The sequence below is a fragment of the Nocardioides deserti genome, assembly GCF_014266025.1.
GTDB classification, from domain to species: domain Bacteria; phylum Actinomycetota; class Actinomycetes; order Propionibacteriales; family Nocardioidaceae; genus Nocardioides; species Nocardioides deserti.
Genome location: NZ_JACMYC010000003.1, coordinates 412,684 through 434,350 on the forward strand (window position 1 = coordinate 412,684; position 21,667 = coordinate 434,350).

The following is a 21,667-nucleotide window of genomic DNA, read 5'->3' on the forward strand; positions in this document are numbered from 1 at the left end:
CGCGATCATCCCACGCCCGGCCAGCCGCTGATCGAGCAGCGGAGGGCGCGGCTCAGTTCAGCCGGCGGGTGTCCTCGGGGGCGGTGCCGCCGCGGTGGACGTCCTCGACCATCTTCTGGAGCGCGGTGAGGGCGACGTTCTGCGGGACCGGGCCGAAGCTCACCCGGGCGACGCCGAGCTCCTGCAGGCGCGCGAGGGGCGGGTGGCCGGGCAGGCCGATGAGCGTGAGCTTCTGCGGCCCGAGGACGTCGACGAGGTGGGCGACCTCGTCCTCGTCGAGGAAGCCGGGCACGAAGACCACCGGGGCACCGGCGTCGAGGAAGGCGCGGCAGCGCTCGGTCGCGTCGGCGAGCACCTCGCCGCGGTCCCGGTCCCCGGCCTTGAGGAACACGTCGGTGCGGGCGTTGAGCACGAAGTCGATGCCGGCCTGGTCGACGACGCGCACCACGTTTTCGACCTGCCGGGCGGCCTCGGCGAGCGGCTTGAGCTGGTCCTCGAGGTTCGCGCCCACAACGCCGAGGTCGATGGCCCGGCGGATGGTGGCGGGTGCGTCGCCGTACCCGCCCTCGAGGTCGGCAGTGACCGGCAGATCCGTCGCGCGCACGATCCGGCCGACCATGTCGAGCATCTCGTCGAGCGGGATCTGCTCGCCGTCCGCGTGGCCGAGGGTGGCGGCGATGGAGTGGCTCGCGGTGGCGAGCGCCTTGGTGCCGGGGACGCCGGAGACGACCTTGGCGCTGACGGCGTCCCACACGTTGACGACGGTGAGCAGCTCGCGGTCCTGGTGCAGGCGGAAAAGCTCGCTCGCCTTGGCGGCGGTGGCGCTGGCGTGGTCGGTCATGGCTGCTCGTTACCCCCAGAAGACGCGGTCCACGACCGCGGTGGCCAGTCGGGTGTGCCGCAGGTGGTCGTTGACCATCGCGTCGGTCTCGCCGGACGGGTAGCCCAGGATGCTGGCCACCGCCGCCCGCTCGCGCGCGTCGCGCGGCATCTGGTCCGAGGGTGTCCCCCGCACCAGCGTGACCGCGTTGCGCACCCGGCTGACGTGCCGCCAGGTCTGCTGCAGGACGTCGGCGTCACCGGCGTCGATCAGCCCGGCGTCCCGGGCGGCGTCGAGCGCAGCCATCGTCCGGGTGGTGCGCAGCCCCTCGACCTCGTGCGCGTGCCGCATCTGCAGCAGCTGCACGGTCCACTCGACGTCGGCGAGCCCACCGCGGCCGAGCTTGAGGTGCATCTGCGGGTCGGCACCCCGCGGCAGCCGCTCGCGGTCCACGCGCGCCTTGATGCGGCGTACCTCGAGCACGTCGTCCTCGGTGATCCCGCCCTCGGGGAAGCGCAGCGGGTCGACCATCTCCTCGAAGCGCCGGCGCAGCTCGGGGTCGCCGACCACCGCGTCGGCGCGCAGCAGCGCCTGGGCCTCCCAGACCATCGACCACTTGGCGTAGTACGCCGCGTAGGAGTCGAGCGTGCGCACGAGCGGCCCCTGCTTGCCCTCGGGCCGCAGGTCGGCGTCGACGGCCAGCGGCGGGTCACCGCCGGGGAGACCGAGGAGGCGGCGCAGCTCGTTCGCGACCGCCTGGGCGTACGACGACGCCCGCTGCGGGTCGGCGCCCGGCACGGGGTCGTGCACGAACAGCACGTCGGCGTCGGAGCCGTAGGACAGCTCGAACCCGCCGTACCGTCCCATCGCGACGATCGCCAGCCGGGTCGGCGCCTCGTCGAGCCCGCGCTGCTCGCGGACCGCCCGGCCTACGACGTCGAGGGTGGCCTCGAGCGTGGCGTCGGTCAGCCGGCTGAGCGCTGCGCCCACGGTGTCGACCGGCGTGAGCCCGACGAGGTCACCGGCGGCGATGCGGAAGAGCTCGCGGCGGCGGACGGCCCGGACCACGCGCACCGCCTTCTCGGGGTCCTGCTGGCGGCGGGCGGCCGCGCACATCTCCTCGACGAGCGCCTCGCCGCCGAGAGGCGTGAGGTCCTCGCCGAGCAGCCGGACACCCTGCGGCTCCCGCTCGAGCAGGCTGGTGGCGTAACGCGAGCGGGACAGCACCTGCGCGAGCCGCTCGGCGACCTGGCCCTCGTCGCGCAGCGTCTTGAGGTACCACGGGCTGTCCCCGAGAGCCTCGCTGATCCGCCGGAAGCCGAAGAGCCCGCCGTCGGGGTCGGGCCCGTCGGCGAACCACTGGAGCATGACCGGCAGGAGCGCCCGCTGGATGTTCGCGCTGCGGGAGACGCCGGTCGTCAGCGCCTCGAGGTGGCGCAGGGCGGCCTTCGCGTCCAGGTAGCCGAGCGCCGCGAGCCGCACCCCCGCCGCCTCGGTCGAGAGCCGCACGCCGGGGCCGGAGATCGCCGCGACCGCCTCCAGCAGCGGGCGGTAGAAGATCTTCTCGTGCAACCGCCGCACCTCGCGGCGGTGGTGCTGCCACTCCTTGTCGAGGGCGGCCGCGGAGTCGCGCAGGTAGCCGACGCTGCGCCCGAGCCGGCGCATGGCCTCCTCGTCGTCGGGCACGACGTGGGTGCGCCGAAGCTGGAAGAGCTGGATGCGGTGCTCGAGCGTGCGCAGGAACGCGTAGGCCTCGTGCAGCGCCTCGCCGTCCTCGCGGCCGATGTACCCGCCACGGGTCAGGTCGGCCAGCGCGCTGAGCGTGGCCGTCGCGCGGATCGACTCGTCGCCGCGGCCGTGGACGAGCTGGAGCAGCTGCACGGCGAACTCCACGTCGCGCAGCCCACCCGAGCCGAGCTTGAGCTGCCGCTCGGCCTCGCGGGCGGGGATGTGCTCGACGACCCGGCGCCGCATCGCCCGGGTGTCGGGGACGAAGCCCTCGCGCTCGGCCGCGCTCCACACCAGCGGCGCGACCATGGCGGTGTACGCCTTGCCGAGCTCCTGGTCGCCGGCGACCGGGCGTGCCTTGAGCAGCGCCTGGAACTCCCAGGTCTTCGCCCACCGCTCGTAGTAGCCCTGGTGGCTGGCGAGCGTCCGTGTGAGCGGGCCGGCCTTGCCCTCCGGGCGCAGGGCGGCGTCGACGGGCCAGATCGTGCCCTCGCCGGTCTGGTCGGAGCAGACCTGCATGAGGTTCCCGGCCAGCTGGGTGGCGGCACGGAGCGCGGCGTGGTCGTCCGCTCCCTCGGCCGGCTCGTGGACGAAGACGACGTCGACGTCCGAGACGTAGTTCAGCTCGTGGCCGCCGCACTTGCCCAGGGCGATGACGGCCAGGCGGGTGAGCGCCGCCTGATCCCCCACACGCTGCCGCGCGACGGCCAGCGCCGCCTCGAGGGTGCCCGCCGCGAGGTCGCTGAGCTCGGCGGCGGTGTCGTCGACGCCGAGGGCGTGGGCGAGGTCGCGGGCGGCCAGGCGCAGCAGCCACCGGCGGTACTCCACCCGCAGCGCGTCCAGCGCCTCCGCGTCCGGGAGGGTGGCGACCGGGTCCGGCGCGTCGGGGTCGGCGCCGACGCTGGTCAGCAGCGCCGCCCGCAAGGCGTACGCCGCCGGGCGGGTCGAGCCGAGCGTCGGGTCGGTGAGCTCGCGCCAGTGGGCCGGGTGCCGGACGAGGTGGTCGCCGAGGGCGGCCGACGCGCCGAGGACGCACAGCACGCGCATGGCGGTGCCCTCGTCGTCGGCGAGCGCCCCGAGCATCGCGCCCGGGTCGTCGAGCGCCTCGGCGAGCCGCACGAGCGTGGCGAGCGCGAGGTCGGGGTCGGCGGTGCGCGCGAGCAGGTGGAGCAGCTCCTCGGCCGTCGGGCCGAGCGTGCGCAGGTGCTCCGCGGCGGCCTCGCCGTCGAGGAACCCCAGCCGGAGCAGGGCCCCCTTCGAGGTCGCCGCGCGGTTCACCGGCGGTCCTGCCGGGCCAGCTCGGCGAAGCGCTCGGCGACAGGCCGCCAGGCCGCCTCGAGCTCGGGCCGGGCCACCTCGATGTCGGCGAGCAGCCGGGCCTGGTCGATGCCGCGGGCCTCGTGCGACCCGCGGTCGTCCTCCGCCCAGGGGCGCAGCACGTCGGCAGTCACCTCGGGGTGCAGCTGGACGCCCCAGGCCGCAGGCGCGAACCGCGCCGCCTGCACCTGTCCGTCGGCGGTGCGGGCCAGCACGACGGCGTCGTCGGGGACGCTCGTGACGACGTCGTTGTTCCAGTGCACGCCGCGCCGGGCGCCGGTCGTGAGCCCGCCGACCAGCGGGTCGTCGACGGCCGCGTCGGTCCAGCCGACCTCGAGCAGGCCGAGCTGCTGCCCGTCCGGGTTGACCCCGACCGTCCCGCCGAGCGCGGTGGCGACGAGCTGGTGGCCCAGGCAGATGCCGAGGGTGGGCACCCCCGCGGCGACCGCCTGACGGACCAGGTCCATCGTCGGCGCGAGCCAGGCGTGGCGCTCGGCGTCGCGGACCCCCATCGGCCCGCCGAGCACCAGCAGCGCGTCGTGCTGGGCCGCGTCGAGCGTCGCGGGCACCTGGTCGCCGGCGTAGGGCCGCAGCACGTCGAGCGTGCAGCCGGCCTCGGCCAGCCAGTCGCCGACGAGCGCCGGCGGGCAGTCGCGGTCGTGCTCGACCACCAGCACGCGCGGGCCGGTCACCGGCGGTAGCCCTTCGGCACGCCCGGCTTGGTGTCGAGCGAGGGGTCGTCGGCGATCAGCGCGAGGAACAGCACGCTGAGCCCCACGACGATCGTCACGAACCCGATCTGGCCCAGCAGCACCGAGGCCGGCAGCAGCGCCACGCCGACGACGACGCACCAGCGCTTGGCCTCGGCCGTCCGCGAGGGCAGCGCCCGGAGCGCGAAGCCGGTGACCCCGAGGACGACGACCGCCGCCACGGTGAGCGACACGGCGTACGTCAGCGCACCGCTGTCGTCGGGCAGCACGCTCACGAGGATCCACACCGCGAACGCCGCCACGACGGCGCCGATGCCCAGCGCGACGTACAGCGCCATCCGCAGGCGGCGCTCGCGGTCCTGGCTGTAGACGACCGCGTCGTCGGCGGCCCCGTTGCGTGCCACGGTCAGATGACCGGCAGCATCCGGTCCCGCTCGAAGGCGGAGACCTGGCCGCGGTACTCGTCCCACTCCGCGCGCTTGTTGCGGAGGAAGAAGTCGAAGACCTGCTCGCCGAGGGTCTCGGCCAGCAGCTCGGAGCTCTCGGCGATCGTGATCGCCTCGTTCAGGTTCTTCGGCAGCGGCTCGATGCCCAGCGCGGTGCGCTCGCGCTCGGTCAGCGACCACACGTCGTCCTCGGCCTCGCGCGGCAGCTCGTACTCGCCCTCGATCCCCTTCATGCCCGCGGCCAGCACGGCGGCGAAGGCGAGGTAGGGGTTGCAGGCGGCGTCGATCGTGCGCAGCTCGACGCGGGTCGACTGCCCCTTGTTCGGCTTGTACATCGGCACGCGCACCATGGCGGAGCGGTTGTTGTGGCCCCAGCAGATGTAGGAGGGCGCCTCACCGCCGAACATCATCCGCTTGTAGCTGTTGACCCACTGGTTGGTGACCACGCTGATCTCCCGCGCGTGGTGCAGGACGCCGGCGATGAACTGCCGGCCGGTGCGGGAGAGCTGGTACTGCGCGCCCGCCTCGTAGAAGGCGTTCTGGTCGCCCTCGAAGAGGGACACGTGCGTGTGCATGCCCGACCCGGGGTGGGTGGTGAACGGCTTGGGCATGAACGAGGCCCAGATGTCCTGCCCGAGCGCGACCTCCCGGATCACCGTCCGGAACGTCATGATGTTGTCGGCGGTCGTCAGCGCGTCGGCGTACCGCAGGTCGATCTCCTGCTGGCCCGGGCCGCCCTCGTGGTGGCTGAACTCCACCGAGATGCCCATCGACTCCAGCATCGTGATCGCCTCGCGGCGGAAGTCCGCGCCCTTGGACTGCGCGGTGTGGTCGAAGTAGCCGCTCCGGTCGACCGGCACCGGCTCCTCGCCCGCCTCGGGGGCGTTCTTGAACAGGTAGAACTCGATCTCGGGGTGGGTGTAGAAGGTGAACCCGCGATCGGCCGCCTTGCTCAGCGTTCGCTTGAGCACGTGGCGGGGATCGGCGTACGACGGCGAGCCGTCGGGCATCTCGATGTCGCAGAACATCCGCGCGGTCGAGGGGCCCTCGCCGCGCCACGGGAGGATCTGGAACGTCGACGGGTCCGGCTTGGCCAGCATGTCGGCCTCGTAGACCCGGGCGAAACCCTCGATCGCCGACCCGTCGAAGCCGATGCCCTCGTCGAACGCCCCCTCCAGCTCGGCCGGGGCCACCGCCACGGACTTGAGGAAGCCCAGGACGTCGGTGAACCAGAGCCGGACGAACCGGACGTCACGCTCCTCGAGACTGCGGAGAACGAAGTCTTCCTGCTTGCCCATGGCGTCAGCCTAGGGCCGGGCCCCCTCGGCCCGCCCGCCGCCACCCCGCCCGGGTCAGTCGTGGCAGATGTCGGCGTCCTGGGTGCCCAGCACGCCGCCGTACGCACGACGCATCGGCTCGTGCCAGTCCTGGGTGACGCGGGTGAAGGCGAGGGCGCCGGGCACCTTCTTCTTCACCCCGTCGACCATGACCTTGCGGACGACCACCTTCGTGCGTGCCTCGTCGCTGCGGGTGCCGGCCCAGCACGAGCTCGCGACGCCCGCCTTGCGCGCCTGCTTGAAGCTCACCCGGTCGCCGACGGCCTGGCCGCGGTAGCGCTGCACGACCGTCGTGACGTAGCCGGTGTGGCCCTCCCACGGCGCCCGGATCGTCATCGACATGCCCCAGGTGCGCCGGGGGCTCACCATGAAGCGGACCTCGCCGTCCTCGACCTGCTTGACCTTCGACTGCCACACGACCGGCTGCTCCGCCCCCTCCGGGAGGCGGACGTTGGCCAGCTGGACGGTGCAGCCCTCGCAGTCGGGGACCTCGTAGACCAGCGTGGTCAGGTCGGTGCTGCCGGGGCTGCTGCTCGGGCTCGTGCTCGCGGGGGCGGCGACGGACGTGCCCGCCACGACCGTCCCCGAGAACGCCACGGACGCTGCGGCGATCGCCGCCGCGGTGCGGAACGTCATCATCTTCTGCTCTCTGCTCGGTGCCGGGACTCCGTGCCCCGGTCTGCGAGGAGGTGACGCCCGAGCGGACCGTCCGGTTGCACGCGAGCTCCGAGGAAAATGCCGCGAGCGGCCGCCGGGGTTGCCGGCGACCGCTCGGGGGTCGGGGTCCGCGAGTCCCCTGAGGGACACCGCCCCTCGATCACTCCTCCGGCACGTGCGCCTCGATCTCGGCCAGCCACGCGGCGGCCGACGCGTCCGACGGCATCCGCCAGTCACCGCGCGGCGACATGGTCCCGCCGGCGGAGACCTTCGGGCCGTTCGGCAGCGCCGAGCGCTTGAACTGGCTGGCGAAGAACCGCTTCACGAAGAGCACCAGCCAGCGGCGGATCTCCGCGAGGTCGTACTCCGCGCGCCGGTGCTCGGGGAAGTTCGGCGGCCACTCGCCGGCCTCCTTGTCGCGCCAGGCGTGCCACGCCATGAACGCGATCTTCGAGGGCGGCATGCCGTAGCGCAGCACGTGGAAGAGCGTGAAGTCCTGCAGGGCGTAGGGACCGACGCTGTCCTCGGTGCGCTGGGGCAGCTTGTCCTCGCGAGTGGGGATCAGCTCGGGGGTGATCTCCTGCTCGAGGATCTCCTGGAGCACCTCGTTGGTGTCCGCCTCGAACTGCTCGCTGCTGATCACCCACCGGATCAGGTGCTGCACCAGCGTCTTTGGCACCCCGGAGTTCACGGTGTAGTGCGACATCTGGTCGCCGACGCCGTACGTGCACCAGCCCAGGGCCAGCTCGGAGAGGTCCCCGGTGCCGAGGACGATGCCGCCGCGGTGGTTCGCCAGCCGGAAGAGGTAGTCGGTGCGCAGGCCGGCCTGGACGTTCTCGAAGGTGATGTCGAAGACCTCCTCCCCCTCCGCGTAGGGGTGGCCGAGGTCCGCCAGCATCTGCGCGGCCGCCGGGGTGATGTCGATCTCCTCGAAGGTCACGCCCAGCGACTGCGAGAGCCGGGTGGCGTACGACTTCGTGGTGTCCCCGGTCGCGAACCCCGGCAGCGTGAAGGCGTGGATGTCGCTCCGCGGCCGGCCGAGCCGGTCCATCGCCCGCGCCGCGACGATCAGCGCGTGGGTGGAGTCGAGGCCGCCCGAGACGCCGATGACGACCTTCGGCTGACCGATCGACTCCAGGCGCCGCTCGAGGCCGGAGACCTGGATGTTGTAGGCCTCGTAGCAGTCCTGCGCGAGCCGCTCGGCGTCGTCGGGCACGAACGGATAGCGGTCGACCTTGCGCCGCAGCCCGATGTCGCCGGTCGGCGGGTCGAGCTCGAGCTCGATCGTGCGGAAGTCGGCGTACGACGCGTGCGAACGCCGGTTGTCGTCGAATGTCCCCGTGCGCAGCCGCTCGAGGCGGTTGCGGTCCAGGTCGGTGTCGACGACCGTCCGGCGCGGGCCGTCGGGGAACCGCTCGGTCTCCCCCAGCAGCTCGCCGTGTTCGTAGACCATCGTCTGGCCGTCCCACGACAGGTCGGTCGTCGACTCGCCCTGCCCGGCGGCCGCATAGACGTACGTCGCCAGGCAGCGCGACGAGGCCGACCGCGCGAGCAGCTTGCGGTCCTCGGCCCGGCCCACGGTGATCGGGCTGCCCGACAGGTTGGCCAGCACCGTCGCGCCGGCCAGCGCGGCCTCGGCGCTGGGCGGGATCGGCACCCACATGTCCTCGCACACCTCGACGTGGAGGACGAGCCCGCGCACGTCGGTCGCGGCGAAGAGCAGGTCGTTGCCGAGCGGCACCTCCTGGCCGGCCACGACGGTCGTGCCACCGAGGTCGTCACCGGGGGCGAACCAGCGGCGCTCGTAGAACTCGCGGTAGTTCGGCAGGTAGGACTTCGGCGCGACGCCGAGCACCCGGCCGCGGTGGACGACGACCGCGGTGTTGAGCACGCGGTTGCCGTGCGCGAGCGGGGCGCCCACGACGATGATCGGCAGCAGGTCCTCGGAGGCGGCGACGATCTCGGCGAGCGCGTCCTCCACGGCGTCGAGCAGCACGTCTTGGAGGAAGAGGTCCTCCGCGGAGTAGCCGCTCAGGCACAGCTCGGGGAAGACCGCGACCGCGACGCCCTCCTCCGAGCACTCCCGTGCCTGTTCGAGGACGGTCCGGGCGTTGGCCGCCGGGTCCCCCAGCGCGATCGGCATCGTGCAGGCCGCGACGCGCGCGAACCCGTGGGCGTAGGCGGAGTAGAAGTCCACAGTGGCGAGTTTCCCAGGTCGGCGGCTCGGCATGCCTCGGCCACCGGCGATGAGTCCCGCGACGTCGGCGGGTCGGAGGTGTCACCCCGACCCGAGGAGACGCCATGACCGTCCACCCGACCAGCATCAGCCCGTGCCTGTGGTTCGACGACCAGCTGGAGGAGGCGGCGGCGTTCTACGTGTCGATCTTCCCGGGCTCGTCGATGGGCCACCTCAGCCGCTACACCGAGGCCGGTCCCGGCGAGCCGGGGGCGGTGATGGCGGGTGAGTTCGTGCTCGACGGCATCACCTTCCGCGGGATCAACGGCGGGCCGCAGTTCCCGTTCACCGAGGCGGTGTCCTTCGAGATCTCGTGCCGCGACCAGGCCGAGGTCGACCGGTACTGGCACGCGCTCCTCGCCGACGGTGGCGAGGAGTCGATGTGCGGGTGGCTCAAGGACCGGTTCGGGCTGTCGTGGCAGGTCGTGCCGACCCGGCTCTACGAGCTGGTGTCCGACCCCGACCCCGCTCGCGCCCAGGCCGCCGTGCAGGCGATGCTCGGCATGCGGCGCATCGTCGTCGCCGACCTCGAGGCGGCGGTCGACGCGGCAGTCCCGGCGTGACCAGCGGCACAGGCGCTCGCGGGGTACCCCGGCACTAGCCTGGAAGCGGTCCGTGGACCTCACCAGGAGGCCGCGAGATGACACCCCGAGGGAGCCCTGCCATGAGCGAGGAGACCGCGCCGTACGGCACCGGACCGGCGAAGCCGGCCGGGAGCGCACCGGTCAAGCGCGTCCGCACCCACCACCTGCGCGAGATGAAGGAGCGCGGCGAGCGGTTCACGATGCTCACCGCCTACGAGCAGTACGCCGCGCAGACCTTCGACGAGGCCGGCATCGACGTCCTCCTGGTCGGTGACAGCGCCTCGAACAACGTGTTCGGCAACGAGACGTCGCTGCCGGTGACCGTCGACGAGCTGATCCCGCTCGCGCGCGCCGTGACCCGCTCGGCACGCCGCGCGCTGGTCGTCGCGGACCTCCCGTTCGGCAGCTACCAGGCCTCGCCCGAGCAGGCCTACCTCACCGCCGTCCGGTTCATGAAGGAGGCCGGCGCCCACGCGGTCAAGCTCGAGGGCGGCGTCGAGATGGCACCCCAGGTGCGCAAGCTCGTCGAGGGCGGCATCCCGGTCATGGCGCACATCGGCTTCACCCCGCAGAGCGAGCACACCCTCGGTGGCTACCGCGTCCAGGGGCGCGGCGAGGCCGCGAAGCGCGTGCTCGAGGAGGCCCGCGCGATGGAGGACGCCGGCGCGTTCGCCGTCGTCATGGAGATGGTGCCCGGCGACGTCGCCGCCGAGGTGACGGCGTCGCTCGCGATCCCGACCATCGGCATCGGCGCAGGTGCGGACTGCGACGGCCAGGTGCTGGTCTGGCAGGACGCCTTCGGCCTCCGGACCGCCAAGATGCCGCGCTTCGTCAAGCAGTACGCCGACCTGCACGGCGTCCTGCTCGCCGCCGCCCAGGAGTACGCCGCGGACGTCAAGGCCGGCACGTTCCCCGGGCCCGAGCACACCTTCTGAGCCTTCTCACCCGGTCGACCGGCGGCTAGCGTCGCCCCCATGCGCGCGCTCTCGGTCGGCCTGCTGTCCTCGTTGGTCCTCACGCTCCCGCCGGCCACGGCCGGGGCTCTCGTCGCGGACGGGCCCTCGGTCGCGCCTGCGGCACCCGCCGGGAAGGCGGCGCCGGGGCTGCGGGTGCGGACGGTGGTCGCAGGGCTCGACAAGCCGTGGGACGTCAAGCCGATCTCGGGCGGACGGATGCTGGTCACCGAGCGCGACCGCGCCCGGGTGCTGGTCGTCAAGGGCGGGAAGGCCCGACCGCTGGACTTCCCGAGCGGGTCGGTGTGGGTCTCCGGCGAGACCGGCCTGATGTCGCTGGAGGTCGACCCGCGGTTCAAGCAGACCAAGCGGTTCTACACCTGCCAGGGCGGGTTCGCGGGCGGCGGTCGCCGCGACGTGCGGGTCATGGCGTGGAGGCTGAAGGGCGGCGCGGCCAAGCCGGTGCGGAAGCTGCTCGGCGGCCTCCCGACCTCGAGCGGTCGGCACGGTGGCTGCCGGCTGCTCATCGCCCGCAACGGCGCGCTGCTCGTCGGCACGGGCGACGCGGCCGTCGGCACGAACCCGCGCAACCTGACGTCCCTCGGTGGCAAGGTGCTGCGGCTGGACCGCCGCACCGGCAAGCCGTGGCCGGCCAACCCGTTCGCGAAGGCCGGCAACCGCAACAAGCGCTACGTCCTCACCTACGGCCACCGCAACGTCCAGGGCCTCGCCCAGCGCGCCGACGGCTCGATCTGGTCGGTGGAGCACGGCAGCTTCCGCGACGACGAGGTCAACAAGCTCGTGCGCGGCGGCGACTACGGCTGGCACCCCGTCCCCGGCTACAACGAGCAGGTCCCGATGACCGACCAGTCGCTGCCCGGCAAGCAGCGCGGCGCCCGTTGGCGCTCGGGCACCCCGACCATCGCCACCTCCGGCGCGGCGTGGGTGCGCGGCAAGCGCTGGGGCGCGTACGCCGGCATGCTCGCCGTCGGCGTGCAGAAGGGCGAGCGCGTGCTGTTCCTGCGCTTCGACGCGAAGGGCCGGTTGAAGGGCTCCCGGACCCCCGCGGCGCTGCGCCAGCACGGCCGGATCCGCTCGGTCGTCAACGCCCCGAACGGCGACCTCCTCGTCACCACCGACAACGGCTCCGGGCGCGATCGGCTGCTGCGCGTCAGCCCGCGCTGACCCGGCCGGCGAGCCCCTCGAGGAGCGGGACCACGTCGGCGACCGACGGCAGCGCGGCCATCTCGTCGGCGACGGCGCGCGCGCCGGCGGCGTACTGCTCCTCGTGCAGCACCGCCGCGAGCGCCGCCGGCAGCGCGCCGGCGGCGCCGACGCCACCGGCGACCGCGACGCCGGCGCCGCACGCGGCGACGTGCTCGGCGTTGAGGAACTGGTCGGAGGCGAAGAGCGGCAGCACGACCTGCGGCACCCCGGCCGCGAGCGTCGCCATGGTCGTGCCGAACCCGCCGTGGCCGACCACGGCCGCGGCGTGCTGGAGGGCCTCTGCCTGCGGCCACCACCGCTGGACGCACGCGTTGCCCGGCACGCGCAGGGCGGCGGGGTCGAGGCCGTTGCCCGTCGTCATCAGCACGCGCACCGGCTCGTCGGCGAGCGCCTCGAGGACGGCGGCGTAGATCGCGGCGAGCATGGGGATCCCGGCCGCCACCGACCCGAAGGACACGTAGACCAGCGGGTGGTCCGGGTCGCCCCACCGCTCGGGCAGCACGCCCATCGGGGCCGGCGGCGTCTCGCGGTAGCGGTGCAGCGGCCCGCTCGTCAGGCGCGCCCCGCAGGCGTCGTCGAGCGTGGCGGGGACGCTCGTGAACGTCGTCGCCCCGCGCACCGCCGCGCAGCAGGTGCCGGGCGGGAGGCCGACGAGCCCGTCGAGCTCGCCCAGCGGCTCGGTGAGGTACGCCGCCACCCGGCCCATCAGCGCGGACACGTTCACCGCCACCACCGCCTGCGGGATGCCGGCCGCGAGCGCCGCGGCGAGCGAGCCGAGCTCGACCGGCTCGCGCAGGACCAGGTCGGGCCGCCACATCTCGACGACCTCGGTGACCCCCGGCAGCGCGGCCCGGGCGTCGAGCCGGCCGAACACCTCGCTCACCACCAGCCGGTTCGCCTCCTCGGTGCTGAGCGTCGGCAGGCGCCCCATCACCGCGCCCAGCTGCTCGGGCGGCACGTCGTCGAACGGCAGGTGCAGCAGGCCGCTGCGCGCCACCTCCGGCGCGAACGAACCGGGAGCGGCCACGGCGACCCGGTGGCCCGCGTCCACGCAGGCGCGCGCCACGGGGACGAGCGGGCCGAAGTGGCCGGAGCCGGCAGTGCTGGCGACGAGCACGCGCATGGCTCCAGCGTCGCAACGGACCTGTCCCGGCGAATCGCCCAGACTGGGGAGGCAGTCGTCGCGCCGGGTGGGACAGCGCCTGCAGGTGGGAGCGGGAGCTAGGCGGTCCAGCCGAGGAAGAACCCGCCGGCGTTGACGAGCACGAACCACAGCACGAGCACGCCCGCGCCCAGCCACGGCAACCGGTCGGGGTGCGGCGTCCACCAGGCGCAGGCGAGCACGAACGACGCGAGCCACACCAGCACCAGCAGGACGACGCCCCACCACGGCGCGAGCAGGCCGCTGGCGGCGTACGGGAAGAACGCGGTGGCCACCAGCCCCATGCCGATGAACGGGCGCGGCGAGATCGCGTTCGGGTTGTGCGGGCGGACCTTGCGGCGACGCGAGAGGTCCAAGCCTCAGGCCCCGGACTCGGGCTCGGGGTCGGGCGCCGAGTCGGGGTCGTCGTCGTTCCAGTCCGGGTCGTTGTCCCAGGCCTCGTTGCGCTCCTCGGTCTTCTCCAGCGCCCGGGCCGCCTCGGCCTCGGACGGGTAGGGACCGAGCCGGTGCTTGCTCGGACAGAGGTTGTCCTGGGTCTCGACGCGGTGGTGCTTGACGCAGAACCAGTACTCCTCGGGCTCGCTCACGCTCATGGCCGCAAGGTACCCGCGTCAGGTGAGGTCGTCGTACGACGTCTGGCCGGTCTCGGCGAGTCGCCGCTCCACCCGCAGCACCGCCACCTCGTGCTCGGGGTCACCGCTCATCGCTGCGGCCAACCGCAGGTGGGGCAACGCCTCCACCAGCCGCGCCTGGCGCTCGAGCGCGCGACCCAGCGCGTGGCGCGCCCAGTCGTCGTCGGGGTTCTCGTCGACCAGCGCGGCCAGCTCCGCCTCGGCGCGGCCGAGCTGGGCGCGCAGCAGGTAGGCCCACGCCCGCAGCGACCGCAGCCCGGTGTTGCCCGGCTCCTGCTCCAGCGCCGGCTCGATCACCGCGAGCGCCTCGACGGGCGCGCGGCGGGCGAGCAGGTCGTGGGCGGTGCGGTACGCCGACTCGTGGCCGCGCTTGCCCGGGAAGATCAGCGGCGGCGCCTTCAGCTCCTCTGGCTCCTGGTTCGGCTCGTCCATGCAGCCCAACCTACGATGCGTGCGGCGGCGGTCGGGACTGTGCGATCCTTGCCGTGCGGATGGGCTGGCCGGGCGACCGCGGCGCACCTCCGGGTGCGACGAGGAAGGTCCGGGCTCCACAGGGCAGGGTGGTGGGTAACACCCACCCGGGGTGACCCGCGGGACAGTGCCACAGAAAACAGACCGCCTCCCGGCTCCGGCCGGGCGGCAAGGGTGAAACGGTGGTGCAAGAGACCACCAGCGACCCGGGCGACCGGGTCGGCTCGGTAAACCCCACCCGGAGCAAGGTCAAGAAGTCGTGGGTCCGCCCGCGATGCGTGCACGTTCGAGGGCTGCCCGCCCGAGTGCACGGGTAGACCGCTGGAGGGCGTCGGCAACGGCGCTCGTAGATGGATGGTCGCCCCCCGACGCCCCGCGAGGGGCCCGGGGACAGAACCCGGCCTACAGGCCAGCCCGTCCGCACCACTCCCCGGTCGCCCGGTCGAGCAGCGCCCGAACACGTGTTCGAGTCGAGTGAGGTCATGACGCTGGCCCACCTCGCGACACCCGAGACCCGCTGGACGATCGATGACGGCGGCGAGCCCTCCGACGTCGTCCCCGATCGACGCGGCGAACTGGGCGACGTGGGTGTCGACGAACAGCGCTCGGTGTCAGCGCTCAGATGTCAGTGGCCTGCGGGTTGTGGACGGGCAGCTCGGGCTGGGCCGACCACTCGAGGTAGGAGCCGTCGTAGTTCTTTGCGCTGGTGTAGCCCAGCAGCTCGCGCAGCACGAACCAGCTGTGGCTGCTGCGCTCGCCGATGCGGCAGTAGGCGATGACTTCCTTGGCAGGGTCGAGTCCGGCGTCGGCGTAGAGGGCGCGGAGCTCGTCGGCGCTCTTGAAGGTGCCGTCGTCATTCGCGGCCTGGCTCCACGGGAGGTTGACGGCGGTCGGGACGTGGCCGAGCCGGGCGCCGGCCTCCTGAGGCAGGTGTGCCGGGGCGGCGATCTTGCCGCTGAACTCGTCGGGACTGCGGACGTCGACGAGGTTCTTCGTGCCGATGGCGTCGCGGACCTCGTCGCTGAACGCGCGGATGCTCAGGTCCTGCTCGCTGGCCTCGTACTGAGCACGGGGGCGCTCTGTGACGTCGGTGGTCAGTGGGCGGCCGTCGAGCTCCCACTTCTTGCGGCCACCGTCGAGCAGGCGGACGTCGCGGTGACCGTAGAGCTTGAGGTACCAGTAGGCGTAGGCGGCGAACCAGTTGTTGTTGCCGCCGTAGAGCACGACGGTGTCGTCGTTGCTGATGCCCTTGGCCGACAGCAGCTCCGAGAAGGTCGCGCGGTCGATGACGTCACGGACGCCGTCCTCCTGCAGCTCGGTACTCCAGTCGAGTCGGACGGCGCCGGCGATGTGGCCGGTGTCGTAGGCAGAGACGTCCTCGTCGACCTCGACGAAGACGACAGTGGGGTCGTTCAGGTGGTTCTCGGCCCAGTCGGCGTCGACCAGGACATCGGTGCGGCTCATGAGGTGCTCCTCGACGCTGCCCGGCATATTCGCCATAGACAGCACAAATAGTTGGGGTGCTAACGATTCACACGCTAACCCATAGTGGGCGTAGACTCGCATCCGTGAGCAACGGTGAGGACGTCCTGGCGGCGGTGCCCGACTTCGATGCCGATCCGTTGGCGTTGGACCGGCAGGTCTGCTTCGCGCTCGCGGTCGCGTCGCGATCGGTGATCGGCGTGTACCGGCCTCTCCTGGAACCGCTGCAGCTCACGCACCCGCAGTACCTGGTCCTGCTGGCGTTGTGGGAGCGCTCGCCGCGGTCGGTCAAGGACCTCAGCACCTCGCTGCACCTGGACCCCGCGACGCTGTCACCGCTGCTCAAGCGGCTCGAAGCGCTCGGCTACCTGTCCCGCCGCCGCAGTGCCGAGGACGAGCGGGTCCTCGTTGTGGAGCTCACCGACACCGGCCGCGACCTGCGCTCGGAGGCCGAGAAGATTCCGCCGGCAGTCGTCGAACGGCTCGGCATCGACGTCCCGGAGCTCGTCGAGCTCCACGTCGCGCTGACACGCGTCATTGCCGCAGCCAGCCGGCTACCCGACGCCGACACCACACGCGGCGACGCCTCCTCCTCAGCGGGCGGCGGCGTGACCGATGCGGGCTGAACCGCCGACATCGGCACTTCGAACGGCGAGTGGACCCCTAGCAAGGTCGGCCCGCCCACCCTGCAACCAGCCACGGAACCACGACCAGCGCCCGGAGCACACACGTGAGCAACACCTCTGAACGGCCAACCGAGGCACCTCGCCCGGACAAGCGCCGCCGGCACCTGATGGACCCCAACGGCCCCAAGCCGACGCACAATCCCTACCTCGAGGACGCCAGGATGATCCGCGTCCAGCAGTGGGTGATGTCCAGCCTCGCGGTCACGACCATCCTGCACCTGTCTGTGGGACTAATCCTGGCCGCGATGTTCCTGCCCAACCCCAGCCTTGCCTCCGAGATCGGGTTGACCATCATCGCCGGCGCCTTCGGTGCCATCGCCGTCGTCGCCGCGCTGGCCATCCACAAGAAGCCCCTCGCCTCGTGGTGGGTCGTGGCCGGATTCGTGGTCCCGACAGCGGTGGGCCTGTTCCTCGTCCTGCGCTGAGTAGCTGGCATATCCAGCCGGGGCGCCGGCGCACAGGCTGCACAGGCAAGTGACCCAAGCGGCTGACAGAAGCCGCAGTGCGCGGAGGCAAGATGAAGGAACTGACATGCCGAACGATCACGACCGCACGTCAGCTGCGGCGATCCGCCTGTTCTTCGATCAGCGTGCGGCCGACTCCGCGGGCGGCGACCGCCACGGCTCCAGCGACCTCCTGCGCCACCTCGGGGCCCGCGGCCTGATCGATGCTCCGACGCTCCGCGCGACCTTCGACCTGATTCGGGGCGTCGCCCGAGCCGACCTCGCCGCAGCGTTCAGCCTGTGGTCCCACGCCATGGTGCTCGAGTGCCTCCGCGCCGCCCCGACCGCGCTGCTGGCCGAGCACGCGACGCGGCTGCGCCAGCCGACCGCATGGGGCTCCACTGCGATGGCGCCGACGATCAAGTACCTCGCCGGCCTCGGCGACCTGCCAGTCACCTATCGCCGCCATGACGTCACGCTCGTCCTCGACGGTCGCATCCCCTGGGCCTCGAACCTCTTCGACGACAACGTCGTGCTCGTGCTCACCGCACGCTCCGCCGACCCAGCCGGCGGCGACCCGCTCGTGCTCGCCGTCGACGGCCGCGACCCCACCGTCCGCCTCGGCGCCCCGCTGCCCCTCCTGGCTCTCGAGAGCACCGCCTCCTCGACCGTCGAGCTCGACGGCACACGCATCCCCTCCGGTGCCGTCATCAGCGACGACCTGACCGGCTACATGCGTGCCATGAAGCCCAGGCTGCTCCTGCTACAGACCGCCTACTGCCTCGGCCTCGCCGACGCGGCGATCACCGCAGGAGCCGAGGGCCTGCACCGCGCCGCACCCACCCATCTGACTGAGCACAGCACGCTCGCCGCTACTACGGCGACCCTGACCGAGACCGTTCGCACCGCGCTCGACGCACTCGACAACAGCCGCAACCCGCCGATCTCTGACATCGTCCGAACCCGCCTTCACGCGGCCCAGGTCGCCGGCGCGGCCGTCGCCCTCGAGGTCCGCCTCGCCGGCGGGGCCGGGTTCCTCGCTACCAGCCCGACCGCACGTCGACACCGCGAGGCGGCCTTCCTGCCCATCCAGACGCCGACCGAGAGTCAGCTGTTCCTCGAACTCGGTCGAGAAGGGATCGGGACCGGTCGGCTGTAACCGGCACTCGTGCCTGCTGGGCCGCCACCGACCACATCCCGGCTCGCGGATCGTCGGCAACCCCTGCACGGACGCAATCGCGCGCTGTCACAGTCGCCGGGCGAACGATCAAGCTGGCTCATCCCATTCGAGGGTGTAGGAGTTGGGGTCTGAAGCCTCCGGTCTCCAGCAAGGATCTGGCGATGTAGGTGGTGAGGTTGCGGAAACCGAGGGCGCTGCCGCGGAGGTGCTCAAGCCTCCCGTTGAGCGCCTCGGTCGGGCCGTTGGATGTGCCTGGGCGGTCGACGTAGGCGAGCACTTCCTCGGCTCGCTTCTTCAGTGTCCGGCCCAGCGTGATCAACTCGGCCAGCGTCTCGGCACACCGGCTGAGGTCCGTGATCACTTGTCCATCAGCTCCGCGACCGTGGCGCCGATCCTCGTGCCGGTTGGCGCCGATCATCCGTTGGTAGACGCCCCAGGTCGCCTCGACCTCGACGTGGGCGTCGTCGACGAAGAGCGACTGCAGTCGGTCGCACTGCTTGTCGGTGAGCACCGACGAGCGTGAGGCGGATCCGAACGGGAGGCGGGTGCGTGGCGTCCGTAGGCTCGCGCCATGACCGAACGCCGACTCGTCCTGGTCCGCATCACCGCGCCGGAGATGCCCACCGCGGGCACTGCGACGGCCTTCGAGCTGCCGGACAGCGTGCTGACGATGCTCGACGAGGGGTGGCGGGTGGTCAACCACACGACCGGGTTCCCCGACCTGTCCGGCGACATGGTCGTCTCGCTCTACTGCGAGCGCACGGCGGCCTAGCCGGGCAGCCCGGACCAGGGGACCTCGCGCCGCCGGAGCGTGGGTAGTGGTCGGATGCCACGGGGGCCCGGCGCACCCGTGCACGCGAGCCGCAGGAAGTCCGAGCGGGACGGAACCCCGAGCAGCTCGGGCCGCGTCTACCCCGTGATGGACGAGACGGAGTTCGCGGCGTACGCCGACGAGGCGTGGCCGACGCTGGTGCGCGCGGCGGTGTTCCTGGGCTGCAGGCTGCCCGACGCGGAGGACGCGGCGCAGGCGACGCTCGTCAAGTGCTTCCGGTCGTGGACCAAGGTGACCGGCGCCGACAACCGGGAGGCCTACGTCTACCGGATGCTCGTCAACACCGTCCGCGACAGCCACCGCCGACCCTGGCGCCGCGAGCGTTCCCGCGCCGACGTGCCGGAGCACGACAGGCACCGGTCGCACGACCCGCACGCCGCCGTCGAGGTGACCGACGCCGTGCACCGCGCGCTGGGCGGGCTGAGCAAGGTCAACCGCGACGTGGTGGTGCTGCGCTACTTCGTCCAGCTCACCGAGGCCCAGACCGCCGCAGCACTCGATGTCGCCCCCGGCACCGTCAAGAGCCGGCTCTCCCGCGCGCTCGCGCAGCTCGCCACCGACCACCACCTCGCCGACCTGACCGGGAGGACCTCCTCGTGACCGATCTCGAGCGCCTCTGGGACGACGTCCCCGTCGGCCCCGCCCCCACCGACCGCATCCTCCGCGCCGCGCGCCCCGAGCAGCGGTCGTGGCGCCGCCCCCTGCTCCGCTCCACTGGCACCGTGCTCGCCCTGGGCGCGCTCGCCGCCGCGTTCGTCGCCGGCACGTCGGTCACGGGCGGCCCCCGGGACCCGGGAGGTACGTCGGGTGCGGGCGGAGGCGGGGACGTCGCGGAGTTCTCCGGCGCGCTCGTCGCGGCCGGGTCGTGCGAGGCGCTGCTGGAGCACTACGCCGCGACCGGCCAGGAGCTGGTCGGCCCCTGGGGTTGGGAGGGTGCCTGGCCAACGGAGCTGGCAACGGAGTTCAACGGCGGCGCGATCCCGCGCGGCGGCTTCGACGCGGGCCGGATGGCTCTCGCCGATCGGACCGCCGCGAAGGTCACCCGAGCCACCAGCAGCGACACCGGCACCAACGTCCAGGAGGCCGGCGTGGACGAGCCGGACCTGGTCAAGACCGACGGCGAGGTGCTCTACCGGTACGCCGACGGCCGGCTCACGTCGTACGACGTCACGGGCCCGGAGGTCGAGCGGATCGGCTCCGTGGCACTCACCGGCACCGCTGACGCCGAGATCCTGCTCGCCGGGGACACCGTCGTCGTGGTCGGCGAGGACCGTGTGCAGACCGTCGACGTCACGGACCCGGCCGCGATGGAGCCCCGCACCCGCGTCGACCTCACGTCCCCGGTGGTGACCGCCCGCCAGCACGGCGACGACCTCCGCCTGGTGATCTCGACCGGGCTGCCGGAGCTCGACTTCGTCCAGCCGAACCGCCGCCGGGGCGTCACGTCCGCCGAGGCGCAGCGGCGCAACCGCGCCCTCGTCGCCGACACGACCATCGCCGACTGGCTGCCCCGCGCGTCGGTCGACCGCGGCCCCGAGGAGCAGCTCTCCGACTGCGCCGACGTCGCGATCCCCAGCACGAGCGCCCCGCTGGGCACCACGACGGTGCTCGGGTTCGCCGCTGACGACGTCGCCGCCTGGGACGTCACGGCGATCGCGGCCGACGCCTCCACCACCTACTCCTCGTCCGACCACCTCTACCTCGCCACGACGTCCGGCTGGGGCTGGGACGGCTGTGGCCCCGGCGCCTGGCGCGCCGTGTGCACGAGCCGCGTCGTCCCGACCGCCGACGACGGCACGACCCAGGTGTTCGACCTCGAGCTCGACGGCACCGGAACGCGGTACGCTGGCGCCGGCCGCGTCGACGGGGCGGTCCGCGACCGCTGGGCGATGGACGAGGTCGACGGCGTGCTCCGCCTCGCCCTCTCCCCCACCTCCGAGACCGGGCGCGGCAACGCGGTGGTCACCCTGCGACGCAAGGGCGACGAGCTGCTCGAGGTCGGGCGGCTCGACGACATCGCGCCGGGCGAGGACATCACCGCCGTCCGCTGGTTCGACGACCTGGCGGTCCTGGTGACCTTCCGGCAGGTCGATCCGCTGCACACCATCGACCTCTCCGACCCCGCCGCGCCGGCGATGCTCGGGGAGCTCAAGATCCCCGGCTTCAGCTCCTACCTCCACCCGCTCGGCGAGCGCCGGCTCCTCGGCGTCGGCGAGGGTCCCGTCCCCGCCCGTGGCGGCCGCACGTCCTGGGGCGCGCAGGCGGGCCTCTTCGACGTCACCGACCTCACCGACGTACGCCGCCTGGACACCGTCGACTACGCCCCCGGCTCGCGAGCCGGCGTCGCGACCGACCCGCGCCAGCTGGCGTGGCTGCCGGGGATCCGCACGGTGGTGACCGTCGTCGCGCACGGCCGCGCCGGCCATGTGTCGGTCCTCCGGCTGGCCGACGGGCGGATGAGCAACGAGCTGGTGCTCGCCGAGCGCGGCGACGACGTCGACGCGGTGCGGCTGGTGCCGCTGGCCGGGGACCGGGTGGTGCTGGTGACCGAGGACGACGCGTCGTACCTCGACGTCGGCCCGCCGACATGACCCACTGGTCGACCACCGACTGAGACCACTCCGAGGGGTGGGTATCGGCCCGACCCAGGCGGTTAGTGGGTCGGCGCCGAACGACGCCAGCGAGGGTGAACGCTCACCCTGCTGCGGCGACGCCGGCGCGCGGGCACGGCTCGGGGGCTGGCATGGGGTCCCCGGGCCGTGTC

At 72.9% G+C, this 21,667-nt stretch carries 21 protein-coding genes, 1 other RNA gene and 1 pseudogene; 10 read left to right on the plus strand and 13 right to left on the minus strand.

The features are described from left to right. Positions 1 to 52: 52 nt before the first annotated feature. From H7344_RS07520 to H7344_RS07550, 7 genes are all read right to left on the minus strand, one after another. Positions 53 to 841, minus strand: coding sequence for an isocitrate lyase/PEP mutase family protein (locus H7344_RS07520; RefSeq protein ID WP_186345388.1), 789 nt, complete (start codon positions 839 to 841; stop codon positions 53 to 55). A gap of 9 nt (positions 842 to 850) precedes the next feature. Continuing rightward, positions 851 to 3,826 (minus strand): bifunctional [glutamine synthetase] adenylyltransferase/[glutamine synthetase]-adenylyl-L-tyrosine phosphorylase, encoded by a 2,976-nt coding sequence (locus H7344_RS07525; protein WP_186345389.1) that lies wholly within the window; start codon positions 3,824 to 3,826, stop codon positions 851 to 853. Beyond that, positions 3,823 to 4,557, minus strand: coding sequence for a type 1 glutamine amidotransferase (locus H7344_RS07530; RefSeq protein ID WP_186345390.1), 735 nt, complete (start codon positions 4,555 to 4,557; stop codon positions 3,823 to 3,825). Before H7344_RS07530 ends, H7344_RS07525 begins: the two co-directional genes overlap by 4 nt. Beyond that, the gene (locus tag H7344_RS07535) at positions 4,554 to 4,979 is read right to left on the minus strand and encodes a hypothetical protein (protein WP_186345391.1); all 426 of its coding nucleotides are present in this window, start codon (positions 4,977 to 4,979) and stop codon (positions 4,554 to 4,556) included. Before H7344_RS07535 ends, H7344_RS07530 begins: the two co-directional genes overlap by 4 nt. Positions 4,980 to 4,981: 2 nt before the next feature. Then, on the minus strand, positions 4,982 to 6,319 hold the full coding sequence (gene glnA / locus H7344_RS07540) for a type I glutamate--ammonia ligase (protein ID WP_186345392.1): 1,338 nt from the start codon (positions 6,317 to 6,319) through the stop codon (positions 4,982 to 4,984). A gap of 54 nt (positions 6,320 to 6,373) precedes the next feature. Continuing rightward, entirely contained in the window at positions 6,374 to 6,994 is a 621-nt protein-coding gene (locus H7344_RS07545) for a hypothetical protein (RefSeq protein WP_186345393.1), read from the minus strand. A gap of 181 nt (positions 6,995 to 7,175) precedes the next feature. Beyond that, complete coding sequence (locus H7344_RS07550) at positions 7,176 to 9,245, minus strand: NAD(+) synthase (protein ID WP_222130352.1); 2,070 nt, start codon at positions 9,243 to 9,245, stop codon at positions 7,176 to 7,178. A gap of 71 nt (positions 9,246 to 9,316) precedes the next feature. Here H7344_RS07550 and H7344_RS07555 point away from each other — a divergent pair, with 71 nt between their 5' ends. The 3 genes from H7344_RS07555 to H7344_RS07565 all read left to right on the plus strand — a co-directional run bounded on the left by H7344_RS07555 (position 9,317) and on the right by H7344_RS07565 (position 11,973). After that, positions 9,317 to 9,814 carry a VOC family protein gene (locus H7344_RS07555; RefSeq protein ID WP_186345395.1) on the plus strand — a complete coding sequence of 166 codons (498 nt, stop codon included), beginning with the start codon at positions 9,317 to 9,319 and terminating at the stop codon, positions 9,812 to 9,814. Positions 9,815 to 9,915: 101 nt separating this feature from the next. Further along, positions 9,916 to 10,770 (plus strand): 3-methyl-2-oxobutanoate hydroxymethyltransferase, encoded by an 855-nt coding sequence (gene panB, locus H7344_RS07560; RefSeq protein ID WP_186345396.1) that lies wholly within the window; start codon positions 9,916 to 9,918, stop codon positions 10,768 to 10,770. A gap of 39 nt (positions 10,771 to 10,809) precedes the next feature. Beyond that, entirely contained in the window at positions 10,810 to 11,973 is a 1,164-nt protein-coding gene (locus H7344_RS07565) for a PQQ-dependent sugar dehydrogenase (protein ID WP_186345397.1), read from the plus strand. Here the strand turns inward: H7344_RS07565 and H7344_RS07570 are convergent. From H7344_RS07570 to H7344_RS07585, 4 genes are all read right to left on the minus strand, one after another. Then, positions 11,960 to 13,138 carry a glycosyltransferase gene (locus tag H7344_RS07570; RefSeq protein WP_186345398.1) on the minus strand — a complete coding sequence of 393 codons (1,179 nt, stop codon included), beginning with the start codon at positions 13,136 to 13,138 and terminating at the stop codon, positions 11,960 to 11,962. The two genes, H7344_RS07565 and H7344_RS07570, sit on opposite strands and share 14 nt — an antisense overlap. A 98-nt stretch (positions 13,139 to 13,236) precedes the next feature. After that, positions 13,237 to 13,533, minus strand: a complete 297-nt coding sequence (locus H7344_RS07575; RefSeq protein ID WP_166193166.1) for a hypothetical protein — start codon at positions 13,531 to 13,533, stop codon at positions 13,237 to 13,239. 3 nt (positions 13,534 to 13,536) lie between these two features. Next, positions 13,537 to 13,770 (minus strand): hypothetical protein, encoded by a 234-nt coding sequence (locus H7344_RS07580; protein WP_186345399.1) that lies wholly within the window; start codon positions 13,768 to 13,770, stop codon positions 13,537 to 13,539. Between the two features lie 18 nt (positions 13,771 to 13,788). After that, positions 13,789 to 14,241, minus strand: a complete 453-nt coding sequence (locus H7344_RS07585; protein ID WP_186345400.1) for a tetratricopeptide repeat protein — start codon at positions 14,239 to 14,241, stop codon at positions 13,789 to 13,791. Positions 14,242 to 14,301: 60 nt separating this feature from the next. Here H7344_RS07585 and rnpB point away from each other — a divergent pair. Further along, positions 14,302 to 14,701, plus strand: an RNA gene (gene rnpB / locus H7344_RS07590) — RNase P RNA component class A. 197 nt (positions 14,702 to 14,898) lie between these two features. Here rnpB and H7344_RS07595 read toward each other — a convergent pair. Then, positions 14,899 to 15,744 carry a sulfurtransferase gene (locus tag H7344_RS07595; RefSeq protein WP_186345401.1) on the minus strand — a complete coding sequence of 282 codons (846 nt, stop codon included), beginning with the start codon at positions 15,742 to 15,744 and terminating at the stop codon, positions 14,899 to 14,901. Positions 15,745 to 15,848: 104 nt separating this feature from the next. Here H7344_RS07595 and H7344_RS07600 point away from each other — a divergent pair, with 104 nt between their 5' ends. The 3 genes from H7344_RS07600 to H7344_RS07610 all read left to right on the plus strand — a co-directional run bounded on the left by H7344_RS07600 (position 15,849) and on the right by H7344_RS07610 (position 18,050). After that, positions 15,849 to 16,388, plus strand: a complete 540-nt coding sequence (locus H7344_RS07600; RefSeq protein WP_229707058.1) for a MarR family winged helix-turn-helix transcriptional regulator — start codon at positions 15,849 to 15,851, stop codon at positions 16,386 to 16,388. Between the two features lie 104 nt (positions 16,389 to 16,492). Beyond that, complete coding sequence (locus H7344_RS07605; protein ID WP_229707057.1) at positions 16,493 to 16,873, plus strand: hypothetical protein; 381 nt, start codon at positions 16,493 to 16,495, stop codon at positions 16,871 to 16,873. Between the two features lie 106 nt (positions 16,874 to 16,979). Then, complete coding sequence (locus H7344_RS07610; RefSeq protein WP_186345402.1) at positions 16,980 to 18,050, plus strand: acyl-CoA dehydrogenase family protein; 1,071 nt, start codon at positions 16,980 to 16,982, stop codon at positions 18,048 to 18,050. A 118-nt stretch (positions 18,051 to 18,168) separates the two neighbouring features. Here the strand turns inward: H7344_RS07610 and H7344_RS07615 are convergent. Further along, a pseudogene (locus H7344_RS07615) lies at positions 18,169 to 18,588 on the minus strand (transposase); the annotation flags it as partial. Between the two features lie 54 nt (positions 18,589 to 18,642). Here H7344_RS07615 and H7344_RS07620 point away from each other — a divergent pair. The 3 genes from H7344_RS07620 to H7344_RS07630 are packed head-to-tail and all read left to right on the plus strand — an operon-like array spanning position 18,643 to position 21,494. Then, positions 18,643 to 18,843, plus strand: coding sequence for a hypothetical protein (locus H7344_RS07620; protein ID WP_186345489.1), 201 nt, complete (start codon positions 18,643 to 18,645; stop codon positions 18,841 to 18,843). A 54-nt stretch (positions 18,844 to 18,897) separates the two neighbouring features. After that, entirely contained in the window at positions 18,898 to 19,503 is a 606-nt protein-coding gene (locus H7344_RS07625) for an RNA polymerase sigma factor (protein WP_222130353.1), read from the plus strand. Next, complete coding sequence (locus H7344_RS07630) at positions 19,500 to 21,494, plus strand: beta-propeller domain-containing protein (protein WP_186345403.1); 1,995 nt, start codon at positions 19,500 to 19,502, stop codon at positions 21,492 to 21,494. The genes H7344_RS07625 and H7344_RS07630 overlap by 4 nt, the downstream gene beginning before the upstream one ends. Positions 21,495 to 21,667: the final 173 nt, after the last annotated feature.